1 protein-coding gene, 1 pseudogene and 1 other annotated feature are annotated in these 989 nt (G+C 54.7%); the gene and the pseudogene both read right to left on the reverse strand.

Annotated elements, in window-relative coordinates; all coding sequences use genetic code 11:
* The coding region (locus lacNas_RS08240) for a cation:proton antiporter (RefSeq protein WP_201346767.1) at nucleotides 1-486 on the reverse strand (486 nt) is incomplete at its 3' end.
* Nucleotides 487-539: 53 nt separating this feature from the next.
* Nucleotides 540-588: a sequence feature (sodium ion sensor (DUF1646 type); this cis-regulatory element may regulate processes involved in with the transportation of sodium ions), on the reverse strand.
* Between the two features lie 58 nt (nucleotides 589-646).
* Nucleotides 647-989 (reverse strand): annotated as a pseudogene (locus lacNas_RS08245) (heavy metal translocating P-type ATPase); the annotation flags it as partial.

Raw genomic sequence — 989 nt, forward strand, 5'->3', positions numbered from 1 at the left:
GCTGAGAACGATCACCGCCAGGATGTCGTCAACGACCGCGGCTCCCAGAATCGCCGTCCCGGCCTTGGTCTGCAGCTTCCCGGTCGCCCGCAGGACCTCGACGGAGATGGAGACGCTGGTGGCCGCGAAGACGATCCCGATGAAGAGGGCTTCCAGGAACTCCATCCCGAAGAGCATGGAGGCCCCGCCGATGAAGAGGATCGGCAGAATGACCCCGACCGTGGCCACTGTAAAGCTGATCTTGAAGTACTTTTTCAGAAGGTCCAGGTCGCTTTCCATCCCCGCCAAAAACATCAGCATGATGACCCCAATGTCAGAGAAAAGCGTCATCGTCTCGTTGGGGTGAATCCAGCCAAGCAGGGCCGGCCCCAGCAGAATCCCCGACAAGAGCTGCCCGATCACCGGGGGCCAGTTGAAGCGGGCAAAGACTTGCCCCAGCAGGGTCGTCATCAGCAAGACCAGTATCAGTTGTCCAATAAATTCCATTTTAACCTCCGTTTCAAAAAAGCGGCTGGAAAGCAAAAAACTTCCAAGAAAAAGCTTCTTGACCCAAAGAAGCAAATTCTTGAAAGTTTTGAAACTCCAACCTCTGAAAAAATGTTATGTTAACTAATACTTTATCAAGAAATTGGCTAAAAGACAAATTTTACAAGCCGGTCTGTTTTGGATTCTTCGGCTCGGTCTTGGCCAAGAGGGCCAGGCAGATGGTGATCATGTCGACCACTTCCTGCAAAACGGCGCCCCAGAAGGCCGGAATGAGACCAGTGAAGGCCACCAGTTCCAAAAGGATAACGACCACGATGGCAGTGATGACGTCGATTTCGGCCACCTTCATCGTGTGCTTGGCAATCGCCACGGCATCGTTGATCTTGCTCAGGTCGTTGACCATGATGACCGCGTCGGCGCTTTCGCTGGCCGCGGTAGCCCCCTTGGCCCCCATGGCAATGCCGACGTCAGCAGCCGTCAAGCTTGGGGCGTCGTTGATCCCG

The sequence above is a fragment of the Lactobacillus nasalidis genome (assembly GCF_016587775.1).
GTDB lineage: Bacteria > Bacillota > Bacilli > Lactobacillales > Lactobacillaceae > Lactobacillus > Lactobacillus nasalidis.